This window comes from Paenibacillus sp. 2RAB27 (assembly GCF_052115445.1).
Taxonomy (GTDB): domain Bacteria; phylum Bacillota; class Bacilli; order Paenibacillales; family NBRC-103111; genus Paenibacillus_E.
In genome coordinates, this window is the sequence record NZ_JBFRGR010000046.1 from 1 (window position 1) to 23260 (window position 23260).

The following is a 23260-nucleotide window of genomic DNA, read 5'->3' on the forward strand; positions in this document are numbered from 1 at the left end:
AGTAGCACAAAACATAAAAAAGATCGCCCGACAGCTTGCGAAGTGCGCAAACAAAAGGGGGATCTTTTTTATTGCATGTAAATATGCGTGGAAAGCAAATTGGAGGGTATTGAAAGTTTCATGAAAGCGCTTTACTCGACAGCCTGAATATATACAGTTATTTTTGCTAATTAACATGAGTTTTATTTAATAAATGGAAAAAATGCATCTAATTTGAGCGCAAATAGTGGTTTGGTTGATTTTCGCTCAAATTAACTGTAAGAAATACATCTACTGCGCCAAAATGGCGAGAATCAGTAAAAATAACAACACAAAATCCATTTAATTTGTTTGTGACAGTTGGCTGGTTGGCGGCTGGATGCCATCCCGATACTGGCTGGGTGAGATGCCATGCAATTTCTTGAACATCCGACTAAGATGCAGCTGATCCGTATACCCTACAGAGTATGCGATCTCCTTAATCGAAAGTGACGTACTCGTCAGCAGCTCACACGCTTTGCTCAGACGGATCTCGCCTAAGTAGTGCTGAGGCGGTGTCCCGATGGCAGCTTTGAAAAGGCTCGTGATATATTTACGGCTGAGCCCCAGCGTTTGCGCCATTTCCTCGATCGTAATCGTTCGGGTGTAGTTGTTTTTCATAAAAGAGATCGCCTGCGCCACGTACAAGTCTTTCATAGTTTTCTGCTGCGAGAAGGAGGACTCCTGTTGAGAGGACTCCAGCAACAAAGCTAGAAAGGCATACAGCGCCGAAGTCAACTGCAACGGTTTGCTGTAGACCTGTTGGTTCGCATCAAACAGTTTGTTGAAGCACTGCCTGATTTCCAACTCGCGATCGCATGTAATGACGGGATTGTCTGGTGTAAAGCCAGCTTGCCGCAAATAATCTTGGACGATGCCACCGCCGAATGCGACCCACGAAAAGTTCCATGGCTCCTTCTCATCCGCCTGAAAAAAAGAAACGACATAGGGAGATATCAGAAAAACATGTCCCTGAGATAAGTGATACGTTTCATCGCCGACGCGATAAATCCCCTTGCCACTGTGAATATAGAAGATTTTATAGCTCTGCTTAATCGCTGGTCCCCAAAACTGGCCCCCGACGCATTGTTCCGTGCCCGTGTAATAGAATTGGATATCCTGTTGGGCTTCAATCGAGTACTGTGCAATTTTATGGTTGGCCATCGGCAGCTGCTCCCTATACGTATTGAAAGAAAATATGTCTTTATGCTATATAGTTCTTCCATTGTATTATAGCAGTGACTTCCGATATGGACTAGAATGAACGAACCGATTACTGCAGAAGATTTTAGACCGACGTCCATTTAGTCCGCTAGCGGGTGGACTGCTTGGCGGCAATGGCCTTTCAGCTGACAAAGGTACGCGAAGAAGCAGACAAAGTGAGGCGCTCGTAGCTAAGCATCGCAATCAGCTGGAAGAATTTGTAAGCTTGTGCGGCGATCTAGGTGAAAAACCCGCGCATGTGGCATTAGCTTGGCTTCTCGCCAACCCTGCCGTTACAGCGCCAATTATCGGGCCGCGTACGGTGGAGCAGCTGCTGGACACGCTTCGAGCGGTAGAAATTAAGCTAGATGAAGCGACACTGAAGGAGTTGGATCGTATTTTCCCAGGGCCAGGCGGAGCGGCTCCCGAGGCATATGCCTGGTAAGGCGTTAGCTACCGTGAGGTATGTCGGTTACTTTTACAAATAAATGTAAGGAGCTGTGTCTATGAAGAACAATCGTTGGGCCTTGGTCACCGGAGCAGACCGCGGGCTAGGCCTCGCTTTGGTCAAAGGACTTTTAGCAAGAGGTTATGATGTATGGGCAGGGCAGTATGCGGAGGAATGTCAGGCATTGCAAGAGTTGGAGGCCGTCTATGGTAAACGGTTGCGTCCTATTCGTCTAGACATTAGCGATGCGAAGAGTGTAGCGGAAGCACTGCGTACGGTGGCTGCTGAAACGGAGCAGCTTGATCTGCTCATAAATAATGGTGCCATCCTAGGTAACATTACCTCCACGATTCAGGATGAGCTAGATTTTGAAGACATCGAGGAAGTGTTCCGCGTGAACACACTTGGCGCATTGCGTATGACGAATGGACTGATGGATCTCATTTTAAAAAGCAATGACAAGATGATTGTGAACATCTCGTCCGAAGCAGGCAGCATCGGGGCTTGTAAGCGAACAGCTTGGTATGCCTACTGCATGTCCAAGGCTGCGCTCAATATGCAATCGCAGCTCGTTCATAACCAAATTTCTCCGCTAGGCGGTAAAGTGCTGGTTGTGCATCCCGGGCATGTACAGTCCTACATGAAGGGGGAGCTTGATACGTCTGCCAACCTGTCGCCAGAGCAATCTGCTCAGCACATTCTCGGCCTCGTCGAACAGCGGCTCGGACCCGATTGGCCGGATCAGGCGTTGGCACTGAGCGATTACCAAGGCGGACAATGGCCGTGGTAAGATAGGGTGACATGAAGTAAAAAGGAGATGGATTCGTATGGCAAGCATGCCTACCTTGCTTCTAGGCAATAACGACGATGCACCGTACCATACGTTGCGGGCGGTGCAGGAGCTAATTATCGATAATCTTGGAGCGTCTTTTCAAGTGAAAGCGGTAGAAGGGACCGGTCACCTGAAATTGGATATCCTCCAGCCCTATCCGTTAGTTGTTTCATACTTAGATATTTGGGGGAAAGTACCTGCGACCGAGGAAGCAGCAGGCCTCCTTCAGTATGTTGCTAGTGGTGGCGGACTGCTGGTCATCCATAACGGCATCTCCATCCAGGGCAGCCCGGAGCTTAGCCAGTTGATCGGAGCTCGTTTCACGGGGCATCCGGCTTACACCACACTCCCCTTCACGAAGACCGAGAGCAATCATCCGTTGATGGAGGGACTTGAGCCGTTCGTGATGGACGAAGAGCCGTACCGTTTCGAACTAGATCCGTTCGCACCGATCGAGCTTCTTCTTACCTACACGCATGAAGGCCAAGAATGGCCTGCAGCTTGGACGCGCACATATGGATTGGGCAGGGTCGTTTACCTGATGCCCGGCCATCATCCACCATCCTTTCAATCGGAGGCTTATGGGAAGTGGATTCGATCTGCGGGCTTTTGGGCAGCAGGTGTGCCACTAAGTTAAGTTGACATTTGTCTCCATGTAATACACAAGAACCAGCGCCTGGATAGGCGCTGGTTCTTGTGTGCGTTCTATTCATCATGCTCGCACTCGTCATGCAACTCGTACCCGAACCCGAACCCGAACCCGTACCCGAACCCCAACCCCAACCCGAATGTTGTCTGGATAGGTTAGGTGAGCGGATGGCATTCCGGACGAGCTGCTGCTGGCGTAGGGGCGAGCAGAGGGTTGTAGGCGTGGAGACAAAGCGGCGTGTTGGAATGGGTCTCTCCCATTTCTCAAAAATGCAAATGTACAACCTTTCCTACCAATTTTTGGTTGAAATTGACAAATGCGTGCAAATAGGCAACCTTTTTAACGTAATCATGAGTATCTCCTGAAATTACTCCAAATTGATGCCTATGTGCATCAATTTCCAATAACGGCGGGGAAAACCATTCGAAAAGTGCTCTTTTGCATTTTTGATAGGGTTAGAGGACTTGTATGCTACTCATTACTCCACATTCTCCTCTTTATCCTCACTACTCATTACACTCAAAAATTTACTTTCCTTACTACTCACTACTCATATTGGCAGTAAGGGCCTCGCACCCGGGCCCCGCACCCCCGGCACCCCGACCCCGACCCCGACCCCGACCCCCGGCACCCCGACCCCCGAACCAGCCCCCCGCTAATGGACACAGGAGATGTTATTTGTTGAGTAATTGAAGGTTTGGAATTCCTGACGGACACTGTGGACGATATTTGTGAGTAATCGAGGGTTTGGAATTTCTAACGGACAGAGGAAACGCTATTTGTAAGTAATCGAGGTCTTGAAATTTCTAACGGACACGAGTGCCTCTATTCGCCCGATATCTGCCATCAAACAGCACTTTATGCTACAATAACGCCTGTGGTGTCCGTTAGCTCCCCAAAAGGGCCGCTAAGCAAGAATTACTGTCCATGGTGTCCGTTAGCGCAGCAATCCCCTGATTAGCCCCCTATAAACGCCGCTAAATGGTGAGCCAATGTCCTTCATAAGGTGAAGTAACCAAGGCGCCTATTTAATAAGTATAATACTTTTATATAGTCAATTTAAAGACTTGTCTTTTATATGTCCCCTTTCATACAATAGGAGAAGATAGTAAGTAACACCTTAGGATTGGAGCGCTGTGTGATGCGTTTTAAAGATGTGTTTTCCATCATCGGTCCCTCGATGATCGGTCCCTCCTCCTCGCATACCGCGGGTGCGATACGCTTGGGACGCGTCGCCAGGCAGCTGCTAGGCGAGCTGCCGCTCAAAGCAGAGATCACGTTATACGGATCCTTCGCGGATACGTATCGAGGGCATGGCACGGATCTCGCGCTGGTTGGCGGGATTTTGGATTTTGAGACAGATGATCCACGTATTCCTCAAGCGGCAGATGAGGCAGAAGCGTTAGGCGTCGCTGTAGCTTTTCATATTAGTAAAGATAAAGCTGATCATCCGAACACGGTGGGTATTGTACTTACCTCAGAATCGCGGAAAGTCAGCATGAGAGGCGCCTCGATCGGAGGAGGCAATGTAGAAATAATTAATGTTGATCAATTTGATGTGAAATTCACAGCGAATTATCCGACATTGGTCATTTCACATCATGACCGGCCAGGAATGATTGCAGATATTACAACGCTGTTAGGCAGCAATCTAATCAATATTGGCTTTATGGATTTGGATCGAAAAGGGCGCAACCGAGAAGCGATGACGGTCATTGAGACGGATGCATCCATTCCAGCTGCTTTAGTTGAACAAATGCTGCGGTTGAACATGATCACCGACGTTAGAAAAGTGGATCTTGCAGAAAGAGGTGACGCATGAGATTCCGGACATTAAAGCAACTTGCCGAGGTATGCGCAGCAGAAGGCTTGACCATAGCGGAAGTGATGCTGGCTGATCAAAGTCACGAATCAGGGAAATCGCCTGAGTATGTATTTGAGAAGATGCGAGCGTACTATCAAATCATGAAAGAGGCGGTGGCCAAAGGCCTGACCGAGGACACGACATCGCAAAGCGGATTAACAGGGAAGGATGCGCAGCGTGTCGCCTCCTACCTCACGACAACGGAGGCTTCGCTCGGAGAAGAGGCATGCAAGGCGATGGCTTATGCGCTAGCCGTTTCGGAGGTTAACGCATCCATGGGGCGAATTATTGCGACGCCAACAGCGGGCTCGTGCGGGATCATTCCAGGTGTATTTATCAGTTCGCAGCAACGTTTTGGCTGGGAGGATGATCATCTGGTGAAAGGGCTGCTATGTGCGGGTGCAATTGGTTATGTGATCGCAAACAACTCATTTGTTTCTGGTGCGGAAGGCGGATGTCAGGCCGAAGTTGGCTCTGCGATCGGGATGGCGGCTGGTGCACTTGTTGAGCTACGCGGCGGAACGCCAGAACAAGCGATGCATGCAGTAGGGCTTGCGCTTAAGAATACACTTGGATTGATCTGCGATCCTGTAGGCGGACTGGTGGAAATCCCATGCATCGTTCGCAACGGATTCGGTGCGGTTAACGCCATGGCGGCAGCCGATATGGCATTGGCCGGCGTCCGATCTGTGATCCCTTCCGATGAGGTCGTCCAAGTCATGTACGAAGTGGGCATGGCCATGCCGGAGAAGCATCGGGAAACGGCCAAAGGCGGCCTAGCTCAGACACCAACAGGGCGCAAAATTATGAAGGAACTGAATTTAAGTAAAAAAAAGTGACTCTAAAGTCTGTGGGGATACCCGCAGGCTTTTTATTTTAACTTCCCTCCATTTCGGTATATAGTAGACATATTGAGGTTGAAAGGAAGAGGATCATGCGCACACCAATGACTACCACTATGACGGAAGAACAACAAGGTATTTTTCCAGCCGTCTGCCCTCTGGACTGTCCAGATCAGTGTGGTTTATTGCTTCATAAACAAGATGGGAAGATTGTTAAAATAGAAGGAGATCCCGATCACCCCGTGACACAGGGAGCTATTTGCAACAAAGTTCGCAACATGACGGCACGTATTTACGATGATAAAAGGCTGCAGTATCCCATGAAACGTATCGGCCCCAAGGGGGAAGAGGCCTCTTTTGAGCGGATTTCCTGGGATGAGGCATTGGACACCATCACGAGTCGCTGGAAAGAATTGATTGCCTCGGAGGGTCCAGAAGCCATATTGCCGTATAGTTTCTATGGCAATATGGGACGGATTGGGACGGAAGGCATGGATCGTCGCTTCTTCCACCGGATGGGAGCTAGCCGGCTGCTGTATTCGATTTGCGAATCTGCCGGCACTGAGGGCTATAAATATACGATGGGTGGCAGCTATGGGACCGATCCCGAGGATACGGTGCACGCGAAGCTGATCATCATGTGGGGCATCAATGCGGTCAGCACGAATATGCATCAGGTGATGCTGGCTGAGAAAGCCCGCAAAAACGGCGCACAAATCATCGTCATCGATGCGCATAAGAACCAAACAGGCCGCTGGGCGGACTGGTTCATTCCCATTTTACCCGGGACGGACGCGGCTCTGGCCCTAGGGATGATGTACATTCTGTTCGCTGAGGATCTGACGGATCAAGTTTTCCTGGAGCAATTCACGATAGGATATGAGGAGCTTAGGGAGCATGTGAAGTCATATGATCCTGCTAATGTATCCGAGATTACAGGCGTGCCGGTAGAGGACATTTATCGCCTTGCTCGTTTATATGGTGAGACTTCACCTTCCTTTATTCGCATAGGGAACGGGATTCAGCACCACGATAATGGCGGCATGTGCGTACGAACAATTGCTTGCTTACCCGCGTTAACAGGGCAGTGGCTGCATCAAGGCGGCGGCGCGATCAAAGGGAATGGCGCTTATTTGGAGCATAATTTACCGGCCTTGCAGCGACCGGACTTGCGTGCAAAGGAGGCGCGTCAGATCAATATGAACCTGCTGGGCAGCGCTTTACTCGAGTTAGATCCGCCTATCCATGCGCTATATGTGTATAATTCCAACCCAGCGTTGGTCGCACCTCATGCGAATAAAGTGAAAGAGGGGCTGGAGCGAGAGGATTTATTCACCGTCGTGCATGATCTGTTCCTAACGGAAACAGCCAAGTATGCGGATATTGTGTTGCCAGCTACGTCCTCTTTTGAAAATACGGACTTCTATCGCTCCTATTGGCATCACTATGTGCACCTTCAGCTACCGGTGATTGCGCCTTATGGTGAGAGCAAAGCGAATGTGGATGTGTTCCGATTGCTTGCATCGATGATGGGCTACGAGGATGAAGCGCTGCGGGACAGCGATGAGGACATGGTTCGTCAGGCTTTGCACCATCCTGGCAATCCAGCATTGGCTGACATATCGTTCGATGCTTTGTTGGATACCGGATTCATGAAGGCGGCGACTCTGCCCTTATTTCCTGGGAAACTTCGGACGCCTAGTGGCAAAATTGAACTACACTCGGCAGACATGGCGAGTAAGGGGTTTCCAGCGCTTCCAACGTATGTGCCGCTTGCTGAGACTAGTGATTTGCCATTTATGTTCATTCCGGCGCCGAATCATAACTTTTTGAATTCAACTTTTGCGCATAATGAGAAGCATGTCCGCATGGAGAAAATACCGAAGCTGCATATGCATGAAGACGATGCATCGGCTTTAGGTTTGGTCAGCGGCGATCTTGCACGGGTGTGGAACGAGCGCGGCGAGTGTGAGCTGGTCGTTATGGCTGGTCGCGATGTGAGGCGCGGTGTCGTTGTCAGTCAAGGGCTATGGGCAGATGCGCCAGGCAGTAAAACGCGCGTGAATGTCCTGACGCCAGATCGTGTGGCCGATATGGGCGGCGGAGCGACCTTTTTCTCGGGAAGGGTAGGCGTGGAAAAGTTGACCTGAGCTTGAACCTTTGGGCGCCGAGCGGCATACGGTACATCAGGAGATGATGACTTATGCCTATTCAGCAAAAAGCTTACGCCTTAATCGGGAGGCCCGTTGGTATTTCCCTGATGGATGGTACCGGAGTATCCGGCATTCTGTGCAGTGTACAAGGTGGATCGATCTACGTCATTGAATATTTATACCATACACAATTCGCAACTAAACATTATACGTTTAATCAAGTGAGAGATATTTTGCCATACCCGCAATGCCCGCAGCCTTATACACCACAACCTTTGTACTAAGTGGTAGAAAATTGGAATTGAGCACCTAACCGATCCTTTTGGATCGGTTTTTTTGCCACGCCAGAAAGTATAGCGCACAAAAATTGTGCGCTAGAGATTCCGCCGCCGTCAGTCGCGCACTAGCGCACAAAAATTGTGCGCAACGGCATTCTTCCGGCGGGCAGTCGCACGCTAGCGCACAAAAATTGTGCGCAATGGCATTCCGCCGGCGGCAGTCGCACGTTAGCGCACAAAAATTGTGCGCAAGGGCAGTCCTTCGCCGGCAGTCGCACACTAGCGCACAAAAATTTGTGCGCAATGGCAGTCCCCCGCCGGGAGTCGCACGCTAGCGCACAAAAATTGTGCGCAATGGCAGTCTGCCGGCGACAGTCGCATGCTAGCGCACAAAAATTGTGCGCAAGGGCATTCCGCCGGCGGCAGTCGCACACTAGCGCACAAAAATTGTGCGCAAGAGCAGTCCCCCGCCGGCAGTCGCACGCTAGCGCAAAAAATTGTGCGCAAGAGCAGTCCTTCGCCGGCAGTCGCACACTAGCGCACAAAAATTTGTGCGCAATGGCAATCCGCCGGCTGGCAGTCGCACGCTAGCGCACAAAAATTGTGCGCAATGGCAGTCTGTCGCCGGCAGTCGCACGCTAGCGCACAAAAATTGTGCGCAAGAACAGTCCCGCGCCGGCAGTCGCACGCTAGCGCACAAAAATTGTGCGCAAGAGCAATCCGCCGGCTGGCAGTCGCACGCTAGCGCACAAAAATTGTGCGCAACGGCAATCTGCCGGCGGCAGTCGCACACTAGCGCACAAAAATTGCGCGCAAGAGCATTCCCCCGCCGGCAATCGCACGCTAGCGCACAAAAATTGTGCGCTAGAGCAGTCCGCCGGCGTCAGTCGCACGCTAGCGCACAAAAATTGTGCGCAGTGGCAGTCCCCCGCCGTCAGTTGTCTTTGCTCGTCGTGGAATGGCCTCGATAGAGGTGTTTTGATACGAAATCCTAATTTATCCACTCCCTAACCTAAATAAATGACAATTCAATTGCGGAGAAAGCGAGTATGATCATTTTTGTATACGCTTACAATGGACGAAATATAAACGATAAGGAGTTTTGTCGGAATGAAATTTCATCTTTTCAAAAGTAAGATAAGCATCATGTTGATTTGTTCAATGATATTTTCGCTATTACTACTTCCTGTCGCTGGTATGGCGGCTGATCMAGAGGTGGTTGTTAGCGCGCTGCCTCCTGCAGAAGATGGTGCGATCCATTGGAAGACACCTGATATCGAGGTGCCATCTGTATTAGATACGGTCTATGATAGAAAAAATGGATCAACGGATGGGTTATTCAGTGTCTCAACTAGCAGTACGCAAAAGAAACAGATGTATTTTAAGTTTGATGTGACTAGTGCATCAGATCTTAGCTACAAATACATTTTGCAGGTTTCAGCTAAACTAGGAAGCAGTTTGACCACAGCAGATTTGCAAGTTTTCGGATTAACCGATAATTCATGGCGGGAAAACACATTTACATGGAATAATGCCTCTACGCTTCAAAAAGATCTATCGCAAATGGAACAGGTAGGTCAATTTACGATAACCACACTCAATGGTGGTAAGCCTATCTATCATGATATTGATGTTTCCGATTATGTTAGACGACACTTGGCGGATGGGGTTGTAAGTTTCGTGGTAGCAGATTCCTTGGTAACAGGGAAATCCGTAAACCTGTATTCCAAAGATAATACTTCAGCCTCTAACCCAGAAACGCAGCTTCTTGTGAAACGTGTTGTTCAAAGCGACACAATACCGCCGCAATGGCCTAATGGCGCTGCTTTAAAGTCCATAAATTTAGGGACAGACTTTGTCCAACTAGCTTGGCCAGCCGCTACAGATAATAACGCAGTTTCTAATTATAAGGTTTATCAGAACGACACGTTAATTCAAACTGTTGTCGGCAGTACCTATTACACAGCGCAAGGTTTAACCCCTCAATCAAGTGTTACCTATGCTGTCTACGCGGGTGATGTTGCTGGTAACTATTCCACGCAGCCGCTAATCTACAGCACAACAACCTTAGCGGCACCTGTGATCCCCATTCCAGTCGTAGAAGTGAATGCCAGCAGCAGCGACGGAAATGTAGAGAGCAACACCTTGGATAATAACTTATTCAGCCGTTGGTCAGCTTCGGGTGACGGCCAGTATATCATGTTTGATTTAGGTCAAACGAAACGAATTGGCTATTTAGGCATCGCTTTTTATAAAGGTGATCTACGTTCTACACGGCTAGATATTGAGACATCTAATGATGCAATAACATGGACAAACGTTTTTAGTGGAAACAGTCGTGCTACCACAGCGAATATGCAGGCGTTCGATATTCCAGATACGGATGCTCGTTTCGTTCGAATCGTCGGACATGGAAATTCAGATGGCAGTACGTTTACCAGCTTAACAGATGTCATGATCTATGCACCCTATGTGACTGGAGACACGCCAGTTGCTATTGTTCCGAATATTACACCTACTGCACCTCCGGGAGCAGTGCCTTTCACCAAAGCGGGATTAACGAATCCAGACGGTACTGTACATCTGCTACATACACCGAATCCTGTCACTGGATCAATCATTAATGTAACTAGTTATGGTGTGGATCTTGCTGATAATTCTAATGATGACCGTGTAGGCATTCAAAATGCAATTAATGCTGCTTCACCAGGAGATGAAGTCTACCTACCAAACGGTGTGTATAACCTAATTACTACACCTGATGGATTTGTAAATTTGAAGTTGAAGTCCGGTGTGAATTTACGCGGCGAAAGTGAAGTAGGAACTATTTTGAAGTCCAGCATCGATGATATTAAAAATAGTTCGGTTGTGAAGTCATCAAGTCAACACGACATTGTGGTTTCTAACTTGACGATCACTTCAACGTGGAATCGCTCGTTTTCACTTGAACATGCTACAAATAATCCAGATGCTGGGGGGCCAGATAGCAGTATTGCTATTGCCAACTACGGGGATACGCCATCTTTTAATGTGACGATTGATCATGTTACCGTTGAACGTTTTAGACGTATGGCGATTCGAATTGAAAATAGCCATGATGTTATCGTTCGTCATAGTACCTTCCGTAATGCAACAGATTTAGGCGGAGGCGGAGCGGGATACGGAACTTCCATCCAAGGTATGCCTAAGGTGGATCGACTTGGTTTCGACAATGATACGTATTGGAATGTTGTTGAAGATTCAACGTTTGAAGGACCGTATTTACGTCATGGTTCCCTAATCCAAAATGTCGCGCACAATAATGCTCTAAGAAATAATCATTATATAAATACTAAATTAGACTCTATCGATCTACATGGCGAGCTTGAATACTTAAATGAGGTTTACGACAATACCATTGAAAATATTTATACTGGTGGAGGTGTAGGTCTTGGGAATACGGGTGGGACTGCTCCCACTAATCATAGTAAATCTGGCCCTAAGAACCATATTCATGACAATCTAATCCGCAATTCGCGAGAAGGTATTGTTGTAACGATGGGAACGCCAGAAACGCTGATTGAAAATAATATTATTGAAAATACGACATCCGTAAATAATGCAGCAGGCATTAATATTCAAAATGGACCAGGTACTCGCATACTGAATAACATCATTCGTAATAATACGGCGACCAACTACTGGGGAATTTTACTTGAACACGATAAAGGTGACCAAAATGCTAATTTTGTAGGTGCTGGAGATCCTCAAGACGTACAAATAATAGGGAATATCATTACAGGAAATACAAACGGGATTCAATTGCAGGCAGGAACTAATATTCATGTAAGTAAAAATATCTTAAACAATGTCGGAACAGATTATGATAAAGCTGTAGGCGTGACGGCAACGGAAATATGGCCTTCGACGGACAACACGTTAAGCATTTTGGAAATCAGCGCAGGAACGTTAAGTCCAACATTTGATGCGGCTACAAAAGCTTATACATCAATTTTGCCAGATGGTATAAGTGAGATTCTTATTACGCCAACAACCAACAACAGTGGAGCAAAGGTGACTGTGAATGGAGCTTCTATCGTAGGTGGCACAGCTTCCAATGCCATTCAATTACAAGTAGGTGACAATGAGATAGAGATTGTAGTTACCGCAGAAGATCTATCGACGAAGACTTATCAATTGACAGTTACACGCGTTGTATCAACAAATAATAATTTAAGTAACCTAGCCATCAGTGCAGGAACGTTAAGTCCAATATTTGACGAGGCTAAAACGGAGTATACATCGAATGTATCTAATGGGGTAACTGAAATACAAGTAACACCGACGGTAGCTAACAGTGCGGCTAAAGTAACTGTAAATGGAACAACTGTCGAAAGCGGATCGGCTTCCAATGCAATTCAACTACAAGTAGGTGACAATGTCATTGAAATTGTAGTTACCTCAGAAGATCTTTTGACGAAGACATATCGTCTGAAAGTAACTAGAGATAATAGTCCATCAACTTCACCGTCAGCTGGTAGCAATCCGCCAAGTAACCCTTCGGATAGCCTAAACGCCATCATCACAGAGGTTAATGGTAAACCCATAGCTACAGCAACTTTAGATGAAAAAACGCTGGACGCTATTTTAAAAGCACAAGGGAGCGGTCCAATTGCTATAGTGGTGGATTCGCCAAACGATGTAGGGCAGGTACAGCTTACGCTGAATCAGCAGGCTCTGCAGAAGTTGAACGGCATCCCATCCGCGACGATTGAAACAGAAATTGGAAGCGTGAAACTCCCTCTCAATCAGTTGAATATGTCTCAATTAGCTCAGGTCCAAGTGACTATTAGTAAGAACGACAACGCTTTAGCACAAGCAAATGCTGCTGGATTCAACGTATTGAACGCAATCGATTTCACGATGAAGGCAGTCGCAGGAGACGGGAAATCAGCACCTATTTCCAGCTTCAATACTTATGTACCGTATACCGTACAGGTAGATCAAGCGATCAACGAACGTAATCTTGCAGCCGTTAGAGTAGTCAAGGATGCGCAAGGAAATACGACGTATGAACCCGTGCCGTTTAAGGTGAAATCGGGAGAAGTGACCCTTTATAGTCATTCGAATGAGACGTTTCTATTAATTGAAACGAATATTTCGTTTACCGATACGAATAAGCATTGGGCAAAAGATGGCATTGAGCGTATGGCGAATAAATGGCTTGTTCAAGGTGTTTCCAAAGAGGAGTTCCGTCCAGATCAACCAATCACACGTGCAGAGCTGGCAACGCTTCTCACCCGGACGCTCGGCATCAAGTCATCGCATGCGAATACGGCTTTCAAAGATTTGAGCCTTACGGATTGGTTTAATGATTCCGTAAATGCTGCTGTAGAAGGCGGAATCATCACGGGGTACGAAGATGGTACGTTCCGACCTAATCAGACGATTTCACGTGAGGAAATGGCTGTCATGATCGATCGGGCGCTGCAGGCTGCTGGGTATGATCCTCAACAAGCAACAGGCAATGTGCTTGCATTCACAGATCAGAAGCAAATTAAATCATGGTCGACTGACGCGGTTCAACGTTTAGTTCAACTGCAGTTGATGGAGGGCATGAGCCCCACTTCATTTGATCCAGAGAAGGATGCAACAAGAGCACAAAGTGCAGTACTCCTACAGCGCTTATTGCAAATCCTAAATTTTACGAAGTAGGCAAAACAAGAAAAAAGCTTGGTCAAGTCCCATTTGGGATTGATCAAGCTTTTTATTTTCCGCTGGTATCTTAGCGGTTATCAATTTTCTCTGGATACAGATCATGATTCATCAAGCGATGCTCAGCCATTGTTTCGTACTTCGTACCTGGTTGACCCCAGTTACAATAAGGATCAATGGAGATACCGCCGCGAGGCGTGAACTTGCCCCATACCTCGATATAACGCGGATTCATCAATTCGATGAGATCGTTCATAATAATATTGACACAATCCTCGTGGAAATCACCGTGATTGCGGAAGCTGAATAGGTAAAGTTTCAGGGACTTGCTTTCCACCATTTTGATCGTAGGAATATACGAAATGTAGAGGGTAGCGAAATCCGGTTGTCCAGTTACAGGACATAAGCTTGTGAATTCCGGGAAGTTAAATTTGACGAAATAGGCCCGATCTGGGTGTTTATTATCAAATGCTTCCAAGAGTGTAGGATCATAATTGAAAATGTATTTCGTGCCTTGATTACCTAAAAGGGTAATGTCTTTCAAGTCTTCATTGCTTCTTCCTGCCATTGGTAATCCTCATTTCATAGTTTTTTAGAGAGGGAGTTTGCGAACCTCTTCTATAAGCAGATAGGTCCGTAGGTCCGCTCATAGAGGTGACTTCCTATTTCATGAAATGTATCATATTTTGCAGGAAAAAGCATCTTTGAACCGAGTGGCAATAATTACTGACTTGCACATATCGTCTAGCTCACGCTTATAGCAACACGGGTTGGCCTAGTGCCACGGATTTGTAACCCGCTAAGGCGACAACGGTTGAACGTAATCCATCTTCCCCTGTGATCGGCACCTGTTCGCCATTCAGCAACGCTTKAACAAATGCTTTCACTAAGTAAGCATCCATGGAGTCACCCCAGAAATTCCATTGGCCCTTCCCGTTATCTAAGCTATATAGCTCATTCTTTTGAGCAAAAGCATCGATGGAGAGCGTTCCTTTCGTACCCACAATCGTCATCGTCACATCTCCCCATGTTGGGAAAGAGGCATTCCGCGACCAGCTTGTGTCTAAGACGCCGATTACCCCATTAGCGAATTTGACATGGATCATCCCCGCATCATCGATCTCTAAATTTTCATTGAATAATGTAGCAGCGTAAGCATAGACTTCTTTCACTTCGGATTGGGTCATCCAATTCATCAAGTCCATGACGTGTACAGTATGATCTAATAAGGCACCGCCGCCGGATAGCTCGGATTGAAGGAACCAGCCGGAAGGAAGAGAGCCGCGATTGGTTCCCTTGATGGCTACGATCTCTCCGATTTCACCCTGTTCGATTGCCTCCTTGGCTTTAACAACCGAGGCCAAATAGCGGCAAGGGAAAGCCGTCATCAATTGAACACCGTTTTCTTTACAGGCAGCAATCATGGCCTCCATTTCCGAGACCGAAACGCCAAGCGGTTTTTCACATAGCACGTGTTTGCCGGCTTTCGCTGCTGCTATCGTGATCTCTGCGTGATGGACATTTTCGGAACAAATGACAACAGCATCCAGATCCGTGGCGAGTAAATCCTGATAATGTTCATAATGAGGCAAGCCGTATGCAGCGGTTACTTTTTCCGCGCGGCTGTGACTCTCATCTGCAAAACCCGTGACCTCCACCTGCGGGATTGCTCGTAGTGATTCCAAATAAGAGTATGCATGGCCGTGCGCGAAACTGATCATACCTACTTTTAATTTCTTCATATTGTTTCCTCCCCGAACGCCCAGCTCGTCTTCAGTTGGACAGATTTCCCCGTGCGAACCGATTCCAGCGCAGCCATCGTAATTTCTAGTGCTTTATAGGCATCGTTCGCAGTAACGATGGGCTCGCTTCCATCTCGTATGCACTGAATGAAATGGGCAATCTCCAAATTATAGGGACTAGCGTATCCCGGACTTTGCGGAACTTCCGCGAAACGTCTGCCTTCTGAATCGGAAGGGGCTTTGCAGATGTGCAGGGAACTGCTTTTTTGGCTGTCGCTGCGGATTATGCCTTTGCTGCCTGCAATTTCCACGGCGGTTTGGAACGGCCCTTGGTAACCCCAGAAGGCTTCCACGTTGGCGACAGCTCCATTTTCAAAAAGAAGAGTGACTAGCGCATAATCCAAGTCGTTGACACGTTGATTCAAGGCATAGACGGATTTCACTTCGCCGACGGCCCAACGCAGAAAATCAATATCGTGGATCATGAGATCGGCAATGACGCCTCCACTTTTAGTGAAATCTTTGAACCATGGTCTGACATCACCAGGGTGTGAACCGATTCGTTTGGCATGAATGACGCCGACGCGTCCTAACTTGCCCTCATCGATGGCTTGCTTCATTTGTACATATTCAGGGAAGAATCGAACGACGTGTCCGACAAACAAGCGGACGCCGTATTGCTCGCAACCTTGGATCATAGCTGCTGCATCCTCTAAATTAAGGGCAAGTGGTTTCTCGCATATCACATGTTTACCGGCTTGTGCCGCTTTTAACGTATATTCCTTATGTAAGTAGCTTGGCAGTGTCACACTGACGACATCGAAATCAGCCTCATTCAGCATGGCTTCAAAAGATGTAAAAGCAGGTGCTCCTGTCTTAAGGGAAAGTGCTTGTGCTAGCTCGATATCCAGATCGCATACACCTGTCAACTCCACATCAGGCATATTGACATAGCTGAGGGCGTGCACATTCCCMATCCCCCCGCAACCAACGATCGCTATTTTCATGCCAAATTCACTCCTCATATTATCGTATGAAAATATGTAACTAAGTAATATGATATAGGTATTGTGAGGTAGCGTATATGCGGACATTTATTCAGTTTATATCCAAATTTGTCATCAGTGAAAGAGCGGTGTTTGAGAGCCATGCATATTTATAAAGAGCCTATCCCTTATCAGAACCCCTCATTATGCATGAAAGTGTGGCGATTCACCCAATCAGGGGCAGAAAAGGAGTACGGGAATACCTGGCATTATCATAAAGAAATTGAATTCATTTTAGTTGAGCAGGGTATCCACGAAATTCAGACACCCAATCATATTTACACGATCAAAGCAGGAGATGTGCTGCTGATCGGTTCCTCCCAACTGCATAGAGGACGCAAAATAAGCGATAAAGACCTCGTCTATATCGTTCTTCATATTGACCTCCAACCTTATTTTGATCCGGCAATGATGCGGTATTATCGAGATTTTCTGGAGATTTTTCATCCGTTAGAAGCGCTCAATTACATTTTCCAAGAAAATGAACAAGTGAAGAAAGAAATTGCCAAGATTATTACGGATACCCATGATGAAGTTATGGAAACTAAGAAGGGGTATGAAATTGCGGTTAGCATGCACATCAAGCATCTGCTCTTAATGCTGCTTCGCCATGACAATCGGGATCTGTTAACGACACATGGCAATGTGGATGGGGATGCGGATATCATACGGTCACTTGTTGTTTATGTGGACGAGCATTTGACGGAGAAGATCGATATGGGAGAGGTCAGTCGAATCGCTGGCATGAGTTACTCGTACTTTTCGAAATATTTCAAGAAGAAGATGGGCACTTCATTTATCGACTATGTCAACCAGAAACGTATTTCAAAAGCGGAGCGGCTGCTCGTTACTGAAAAACGCAGTGTGAATGAAATCGCAGAGTCGGTTGGCATAGGAAATATGGCGCATTTCTATGAGTTGTTCAAACGATTCAACGGCTGTACACCTAAACAATATCTGCACAAAATGAACGTAAGTGAGAGCTAACTTGAGTGGTCGATGCTTGTAGAAAAAGATTGACAACGGAGTGGAATTATTGAATTATGAACTTGAAAACAAATCTGAAACAAACCAGATAAGATTTTATTTGAGGAAAAGGATGTATAAGTGAACTAGATGAGAATCAGAATGGAGTTTTACAAATTCACTTTGAGAACACGGTGAAGTAAACGGAGGCCATATGATGATCCAACTATCAAATCTGGAAGAGTTATTAGCGTATCAAGTTCACACGATTAAGGATGGGCAGCTTGTCTATGTGGATGGGTATTATCAAAAGGGAGACGGTGGCTCCAAGCTTGTTCGTTGGATGATTGGCAGCACTGAGGCCGACAACGGCGGCACGATTCATGATCCTAGACATGGTGGAAGCGGCCGATGGAAGACCGTGCATAACGGTGTAGGAGATTTTCGGTGGTTCGGCATTCTGGACGCGACAAGGCATGCAGATGACGCCTTGGATGCGATGGTGAACGATGTATCGATTCACCGGATTGAGTCGCATTCTGATCTTAACTTTGTCAGAAGACATACGTACGACCGCAGCAACATCGAACTCGATTTTGGAGGGCACCGTGTCACAACAGTCGGGATCGAGCTAAATGCGAAAAGCAATCCATTCGGAGCTGTTATTTTTTTTCAGGGGAAAGCAACAGGTGAAACACAGACTCTTACACTCTCTGCTAATCTTCCAGAGCAATCTGACGTGCTAGAGGTGCTAGATACGGCGTCTTTTGAGGTGGGAGACTGGTGGGTAGCGAGGATTCAGAACCACCCGGAAGGCTATGCGCAGCGCGAGCTGGATTATATGGTGCAGGTCACAGAAATCATAGACGATAGCCATATTCGTGTGAATTATAAGCTCGGGTGGACGCTTGTTGCTGGACGGGAAATCACGTTCAAGAAGATGCAGCCTGTTTGCCACAGTCACATCAGGAATATGAATTTTATCGGTGTTTCTGTGCCTGATAATGGGTCGACGAGCGTAAAGCCATCTGAGGATTGGGATCAAATAGGATCACATCCCATTGCCTATGAATTCGCCGTTGCTTGCAATGTTAGCGACGTCACAGCCACTAAGGTTTTCTGGCCGGTCATTGAGCGGCGTTACTGCACTCATTTTGTGACGGAGCGTTGCAAGCTAATGAACCCAGAAGAAGTGATCTGGGGAGGAACCGGATATCTGACGCAGCAACTCAACGTGTTGTACGGTCATGTCCGAGATTGCCATACAAGCAACGCCCGTCACTTAAACGATTTCACATGTGGAGCATACTGCATGGTGGAGAACTGCCATGGTGATGGTGATGAACATGGTTCTTTTGTCACACACGGTCAATACGAGCATGATCTCACGTTTATCGGGAACTCAGGTTTATTGTCATTTGCCAACAGCGGTACAACGTGGGGAGATAGTGCGAAACGAATCTCTGTGAAGAAGCATGTGGCTTCGCGTGTAGTTGCACACAAGCGAATTACAGATTTGACACTGGAGGATGTTCATGCCGTCTGGAAAGAGGGATTAGTGGATTCCGGTACGATTTGGGCCAATGCAGATGGGCTGCAAATGAGAGGCTGTACGGCGGACACGATGCTTACACTTTCACAGAGCTCATCTCGTTCACAGCGAAGTAATCTTGCGGATGGTTGTTCCTTTGGCATGACGAAGGGGGCTGAAATCGCTCGTATGCCCGATAATCCCCATGTAGGATTTCGGCCAGTTATGACGGACTTCACGATGCAGAATTGCCAATTTCACAACGTTGATGATAATTCACTGGGTAGTATCAACAAACTAATTTTGATGAATACATGGTTTAGAGGAGCTTCTCCAGAAGCAAAACCCATTCAAGTTTGGTGTCCTGAGGTGGTTGTGCAAGGCGGGGGTTGTGAGAATAGCGGCATGATATTGATGGGTGCATTTCATCTGGATGAGACAGGTGCAAGTGACCAGTCCATTACGGTGGATGGCGGCACCGTGTTCAGTGGGACGAATGCAGCAAAGGCCTTTTTGAAGCGTGAAGAAATGTCAGGAATCGTAACGTGGGTATTCGGCGAGTGCAAAAGCTCAGTAATGGATGCCGAGACGGCGCATTTCAGCATACATAGCGGTCCTAATAAAATGAGGGCGATAGGTTCTCGTTTCTCTGGCGGCAAGTATGAGATTACGGAGGGAGCGATTGGCCATGATTCCTATTTACTCATGATGGCATGTGTAGAAGAAGGAGTCGATCGGTCCGCTCTTCCGGTTGAATCGGATAGAGTGAAGCATAAAGAGGGGAATATGATCATAGTTGAATAACCGTTGGAGCCTGTCTTTTATTAGATAGGCTCCTTTTACGTTACATACATGTCATGTAATTAAGGGTAATTGATTAGTTAGTGTTATGTTATCTAACATTGTAAGCGATTCCAAATTAAAAAGTTATTGACAACACACATGTCAGGTACTTATAATAAAAACATCAGAAACAAACCACAACGAAATGTTCTGATGATTGTGGTGTACTTTACAAATTAGAAATAAACCAGAAAAGAGGTAGGGGTTATGAAAGCAGTAAAGGGCATCAATGGTTCAGCACAAGTGTTGGAGCTTCCGAACCCGGAAATGATTCCTCAATTTGTCAAAGTGAAAACGGAATATTCTGTCGTTAGCGTAGGCACCGAGCTAATGATGATAACCAATAATGGGGATGCCAATTTAGGCTACAGTGCCAGTGGCATTGTAATGGAAATCGGGGAAGGTGTTACGCATGTCATCCCCGGACAACGAGTTGCTTGTTATGGGGTACCAGCCCATAGGGAACTCCTGCTTGTACCCAAGCATTTGGTCGTACCTGTGCCAGAAGGCGTGACTCAGGAGGAAGCAGCATTTGTTGGTATTGGTGCCATTGCGATACATGCTTTGCGTCAAGCTCAACTGAGCTTCGGAGAAACGATTATCATCGCGGGGCTTGGCATACTTGGGCAAGTGATTGCCCGTATTGCACATGCAGCGTCCTATAAAGTGATTGGTTTAGAGTTAATAGAGGAGCGCTGCCGAACGCTTGAGGCTATTGGAGCGATAGCCTGCCGCACCAAGGAAGAACTTCAGAGGGCAGTGGAGTCTGATCCTTCTTGTAAAGGTGCAGATGCTGTCATGCTTTGTGCGAGCAATAGGAAGTTTAGTATGATAGATGATGCGCTGGGTTGGCTGAGAGACCGCGGTCGCGTAGTGATCGTCGGGGATACAGGAACGGAATTTGATCKGGATCTGCTTTTTATGAAAGAAGCGAGTATTCACATTTCACGTGCGGGCGGTCCTGGTCGTTATGAGGAAACCTACGAGCAGCATGGGGTCGATTACCCGATAGGTTATGTTCGTTGGACGGAAGGCAGGAATATGGGGGAGTTTCTACGTTTGATCGCACAGAAAAGGATTGATATTCAATCGTTGATTACCAATGAGTGCGCACTCGAAGAGTTACCCACCATGTATCAAAGCTGCTTTGAAAAGCCACAGAAATCGATGGGTATTGTCGTGCGATATGAACAACCCAATCCCGCCGGAGTAGCAGATTCCTTTAACAATTAATAAAGGAGGTGATGGGGTATGCGAGCAAGTGTGAAGTCGATTACCGGTGAACCCATAGGAAGAAAACGAATGACCACGCATATTTGGAAAACGTTTCTCCGATACAAATGGTTGTACTTACTTATGGTTCCGGGGATTGCATATTACATTATTTATCACTATGTACCGATGTTCGGACTTGTGATTGCGTTTAAGAAGTATAACCTCATGAAGGGATTATGGGGGAGTGAATGGGTTGGCTTCGATAACTTTCGAACGATATTCGGCTCGCCGGAGTTTCCAAGTCTAGTCCGAAATACGCTTCTCATCAGTGTGTATCGTATTTTGTTTAACATGCTTCCGGACGTCATGTTGGCACTTATTTTAAATGAAATTCGTGCTCCTTGGTTTAAAAGAATTGTACAAACGATTACCTATGGGCCTCATTTCTTATCATGGATTATCGTGTACGGTCTTGTGTTTTCATTCTTTGCACCTGGTGCGGGGCTAGTGACGACGTTCTTTCGCGATATGGGTTGGGGAGAGCTTGATGTATTGACCAACTCGGACTATTTCCGTTCCCTGCTAGTGACGTCAGATATTTGGAAGAGCACTGGTTTCGGAGCCATCATCTATTTGGCAGCACTGGCCTCGATCAACCATGAATTATATGAAGCAGCCGTTGTTGATGGCGCAGGTCGTTGGCGGCAATTGTGGCATATTACGCTCCCAGGTATTCGCGAAGTGTTCATTTTACTGTTAATCTTGCGAATCGGACATATTATGGACGCTGGTTTCGAACAGGTATACATATTCCTGAACGCACGAGTTTATGATGTGGGGGATATTCTTGACACCTGGATCTTCCGTAGAGGAATTGAACAAATGGAATTCAGTGTGCCAGCGGCAATGGGTGTATTCAAATCAGTTATCGGTCTGGTGCTTGTGATTGGAGCGAATAAACTGGCCAAAAAAGTCGGCGGGTCCGGCATCTGGTAAAGGAGGCATCGTTATGCCATTCATGCTTAAGAAAACCAAATTAGACCGCATTGTAGATGCCGTTCTTTACACCGTACTCGGACTTTTCTGTTTAGCAACGCTGTTTCCCATCTACTTTGTCTTCATTATGTCAATCACACCCTATACGGAAGTGCTCAAAAACGGTGGATTTGTCATCGTACCGCATGCGATCACCTTCGAAGCATTCAAAACGATTTTCTCCAGCAATACGGTGCCGAAAGCGCTGCAAGTATCGATATTCGTTACGGTCGTTGGTACAGCGTGCAATCTAGCGATTACGACGATGCTAGCCTATCCGTTATCGAAGAAATTTTTGCCGGGACGCAATATCGTCCTGATGGGCATCGTGTTTACCATGTTGTTCTCCGGGGGGATCATCCCCATGTATTTGACCGTGAAAGCCACGGGCTTGATGGATTCCCTATGGGCACTTATCATTCCAGGTCTGGTCTCGTCCTTTAATATTCTGATCATGAAGACCTTCTTCGAAGGCCTGCCCTATGAAATTGAAGAAGCGGCAAAAGTGGATGGCTGCAGCGACATTGGTACACTTATGCGAATTGTGCTGCCGCTCTCGATGCCGATTATGGCAACCTTGGGATTGTTCTACGGTGTCAATCACTGGAATGCGTACTTCGGCGGGGTCATGTATTTGAATGATCGCAGTCTATATCCGATACAGGTTGTGCTGCGGAACATGATTGTGTCACCAGCCATTAGTCAGGAACTTGCGATTTCTCAATCTTCATTAAATACAATGCCGCCGGAAACCATCAAGATGGCAACCGTTGTGGTGGCAATCATACCAGTTCTTATCGTGTATCCGTTTCTACAAAAATATTTCGTCAAAGGCATGCTGTTAGGCGCTGTCAAAGGATAAGTCTAACAGCAGCTTTACCACAATTGGCTGTAAGCCAGT

The 23260-nt window shown here is 47.0% G+C and carries 16 protein-coding genes, 1 pseudogene and 1 riboswitch; of the genes and pseudogenes, 13 read left to right on the plus strand and 4 right to left on the minus strand.

Annotated features, from left to right (window positions below):
• Positions 1-321 precede the first annotated feature (321 nt).
• Positions 322-1182, minus strand: a complete 861-nt coding sequence (locus AB4114_RS32040; protein WP_441992043.1) for a helix-turn-helix domain-containing protein — start codon at positions 1180-1182, stop codon at positions 322-324.
• Between the two features lie 139 nt (positions 1183-1321).
• On the opposite strand from AB4114_RS32040, the pseudogene AB4114_RS32045 reads away from it, so the two are divergent.
• The 8 genes and pseudogenes from AB4114_RS32045 to AB4114_RS32080 all read left to right on the plus strand — a co-directional run.
• Positions 1322-1666: pseudogene (locus AB4114_RS32045) on the plus strand (aldo/keto reductase); the annotation flags it as partial.
• Between the two features lie 61 nt (positions 1667-1727).
• Positions 1728-2459 carry an SDR family NAD(P)-dependent oxidoreductase gene (locus AB4114_RS32050; protein WP_441992044.1) on the plus strand — a complete coding sequence of 244 codons (732 nt, stop codon included), beginning with the start codon at positions 1728-1730 and terminating at the stop codon, positions 2457-2459.
• Positions 2460-2496: 37 nt separating this feature from the next.
• Positions 2497-3138 carry a ThuA domain-containing protein gene (locus AB4114_RS32055; protein ID WP_441992045.1) on the plus strand — a complete coding sequence of 214 codons (642 nt, stop codon included), beginning with the start codon at positions 2497-2499 and terminating at the stop codon, positions 3136-3138.
• A 1153-nt stretch (positions 3139-4291) separates the two neighbouring features.
• Entirely contained in the window at positions 4292-4972 is a 681-nt protein-coding gene (gene sdaAB, locus AB4114_RS32060; RefSeq protein WP_441992046.1) for an L-serine ammonia-lyase, iron-sulfur-dependent subunit beta, read from the plus strand.
• Positions 4969-5853 (plus strand): L-serine ammonia-lyase, iron-sulfur-dependent, subunit alpha, encoded by an 885-nt coding sequence (gene sdaAA / locus AB4114_RS32065; protein WP_441992047.1) that lies wholly within the window; start codon positions 4969-4971, stop codon positions 5851-5853. Before sdaAB ends, sdaAA begins: the two co-directional genes overlap by 4 nt.
• A gap of 95 nt (positions 5854-5948) precedes the next feature.
• Positions 5949-8006, plus strand: a complete 2058-nt coding sequence (locus AB4114_RS32070; RefSeq protein ID WP_441992048.1) for a molybdopterin oxidoreductase family protein — start codon at positions 5949-5951, stop codon at positions 8004-8006.
• A 53-nt stretch (positions 8007-8059) separates the two neighbouring features.
• Positions 8060-8293, plus strand: coding sequence for a hypothetical protein (locus tag AB4114_RS32075; RefSeq protein WP_173110707.1), 234 nt, complete (start codon positions 8060-8062; stop codon positions 8291-8293).
• A gap of 1104 nt (positions 8294-9397) precedes the next feature.
• A complete protein-coding gene (locus AB4114_RS32080; RefSeq protein ID WP_441992049.1) occupies positions 9398-13981 on the plus strand; it encodes an S-layer homology domain-containing protein in 4584 nt (1527 codons plus the stop codon).
• A gap of 70 nt (positions 13982-14051) precedes the next feature.
• On the opposite strand, the gene queF is transcribed toward AB4114_RS32080, so the two are convergent.
• From queF to AB4114_RS32095, 3 genes are all read right to left on the minus strand, one after another.
• The gene (gene queF, locus AB4114_RS32085) at positions 14052-14549 is read right to left on the minus strand and encodes a preQ(1) synthase (RefSeq protein WP_171633131.1); all 498 of its coding nucleotides are present in this window, start codon (positions 14547-14549) and stop codon (positions 14052-14054) included.
• A gap of 10 nt (positions 14550-14559) precedes the next feature.
• A riboswitch (PreQ1 riboswitch) is annotated at positions 14560-14603 on the minus strand.
• A 133-nt stretch (positions 14604-14736) separates the two neighbouring features.
• Positions 14737-15723, minus strand: a complete 987-nt coding sequence (locus AB4114_RS32090; RefSeq protein ID WP_441992050.1) for a Gfo/Idh/MocA family protein — start codon at positions 15721-15723, stop codon at positions 14737-14739.
• On the minus strand, positions 15720-16730 hold the full coding sequence (locus tag AB4114_RS32095; RefSeq protein ID WP_441992051.1) for a Gfo/Idh/MocA family protein: 1011 nt from the start codon (positions 16728-16730) through the stop codon (positions 15720-15722). Before AB4114_RS32095 ends, AB4114_RS32090 begins: the two co-directional genes overlap by 4 nt.
• A gap of 141 nt (positions 16731-16871) precedes the next feature.
• Between AB4114_RS32095 and AB4114_RS32100 the strand changes: the two genes are divergently transcribed.
• From AB4114_RS32100 to AB4114_RS32120, 5 genes are all read left to right on the plus strand, one after another.
• Positions 16872-17756 (plus strand): AraC family transcriptional regulator, encoded by an 885-nt coding sequence (locus AB4114_RS32100; RefSeq protein ID WP_441992052.1) that lies wholly within the window; start codon positions 16872-16874, stop codon positions 17754-17756.
• A gap of 193 nt (positions 17757-17949) precedes the next feature.
• Positions 17950-20070, plus strand: coding sequence for a hypothetical protein (locus AB4114_RS32105; RefSeq protein WP_441992053.1), 2121 nt, complete (start codon positions 17950-17952; stop codon positions 20068-20070).
• Between the two features lie 246 nt (positions 20071-20316).
• Complete coding sequence (locus AB4114_RS32110) at positions 20317-21342, plus strand: zinc-dependent alcohol dehydrogenase (protein ID WP_441992054.1); 1026 nt, start codon at positions 20317-20319, stop codon at positions 21340-21342.
• Positions 21343-21360: 18 nt separating this feature from the next.
• Positions 21361-22320, plus strand: coding sequence for an ABC transporter permease (locus AB4114_RS32115; RefSeq protein ID WP_441992055.1), 960 nt, complete (start codon positions 21361-21363; stop codon positions 22318-22320).
• 13 nt (positions 22321-22333) lie between these two features.
• Positions 22334-23221: a carbohydrate ABC transporter permease gene (locus AB4114_RS32120; RefSeq protein ID WP_441992056.1), complete on the plus strand. Its 888-nt coding sequence runs from the start codon at positions 22334-22336 to the stop codon at positions 23219-23221.
• The last annotated feature ends 39 nt before the right edge of the window (positions 23222-23260 follow it).

Excerpts from the sequence above, each read along its gene's own strand:
- AB4114_RS32040 (WP_441992043.1), bottom strand. The coding sequence starts at position 1,182 with ATGGCCAACCATAAAATTGCACAGTACTCGATTGAAGCCCAACAGGAT.
- AB4114_RS32050 (WP_441992044.1), top strand. The coding sequence starts at position 1,728 with ATGAAGAACAATCGTTGGGCCTTGGTCACCGGAGCAGACCGCGGGCTA.
- AB4114_RS32055 (WP_441992045.1), top strand. The coding sequence starts at position 2,497 with ATGGCAAGCATGCCTACCTTGCTTCTAGGCAATAACGACGATGCACCG.
- sdaAB (WP_441992046.1), top strand. The coding sequence starts at position 4,292 with ATGCGTTTTAAAGATGTGTTTTCCATCATCGGTCCCTCGATGATCGGT.
- sdaAA (WP_441992047.1), top strand. The coding sequence starts at position 4,969 with ATGAGATTCCGGACATTAAAGCAACTTGCCGAGGTATGCGCAGCAGAA.
- AB4114_RS32070 (WP_441992048.1), top strand. The coding sequence starts at position 5,949 with ATGCGCACACCAATGACTACCACTATGACGGAAGAACAACAAGGTATT.
- AB4114_RS32075 (WP_173110707.1), top strand. The coding sequence starts at position 8,060 with ATGCCTATTCAGCAAAAAGCTTACGCCTTAATCGGGAGGCCCGTTGGT.
- queF (WP_171633131.1), bottom strand. The coding sequence starts at position 14,549 with ATGGCAGGAAGAAGCAATGAAGACTTGAAAGACATTACCCTTTTAGGT.
- AB4114_RS32100 (WP_441992052.1), top strand. The coding sequence starts at position 16,872 with ATGCATATTTATAAAGAGCCTATCCCTTATCAGAACCCCTCATTATGC.
- AB4114_RS32105 (WP_441992053.1), top strand. The coding sequence starts at position 17,950 with ATGATGATCCAACTATCAAATCTGGAAGAGTTATTAGCGTATCAAGTT.
- AB4114_RS32115 (WP_441992055.1), top strand. The coding sequence starts at position 21,361 with ATGCGAGCAAGTGTGAAGTCGATTACCGGTGAACCCATAGGAAGAAAA.
- AB4114_RS32120 (WP_441992056.1), top strand. The coding sequence starts at position 22,334 with ATGCCATTCATGCTTAAGAAAACCAAATTAGACCGCATTGTAGATGCC.